This window comes from Streptomyces sp. SID5910, assembly GCF_009862125.1.
In the GTDB taxonomy this organism is placed as follows: domain Bacteria; phylum Actinomycetota; class Actinomycetes; order Streptomycetales; family Streptomycetaceae; genus Streptomyces.
This window is the reverse complement of record NZ_WWHX01000995.1, coordinates 1-211: the sequence shown is the minus strand read 5'-3', so window position 1 is coordinate 211 and position 211 is coordinate 1. Positions and strand designations below refer to the sequence as shown.

1 protein-coding gene is annotated in these 211 nt (G+C 70.6%); it reads right to left on the bottom strand.

Annotated features, from left to right (window positions below; all coding sequences use genetic code 11):
• On the bottom strand, window positions 1–211 hold a 211-nt coding region (locus tag GTW67_RS35270; RefSeq protein ID WP_524539858.1), incomplete at both ends, for a phosphoglucose isomerase-related protein.

Below are 211 nucleotides of genomic sequence, written 5' to 3'. Positions count from 1 at the left end.
CTGGCCGAGCACCGACGGGGTGAGCTCGCCGGCGAGGATCGTCGTCGTCGGGTGGTCGCCGCGGAACGTCTTGTGCGGGACCAGTTCCTCGGGCACGCCCTCGCCCCGCACCTCGTCCGGGGTCTTGCCGAAGGCGAGCGCCTGGGTCTGGGCGAAGAAGTTGGCCATCAGCAGGTCGTGCTGGGCCTTCAGCTCGTCGCTCAGTTCGGCC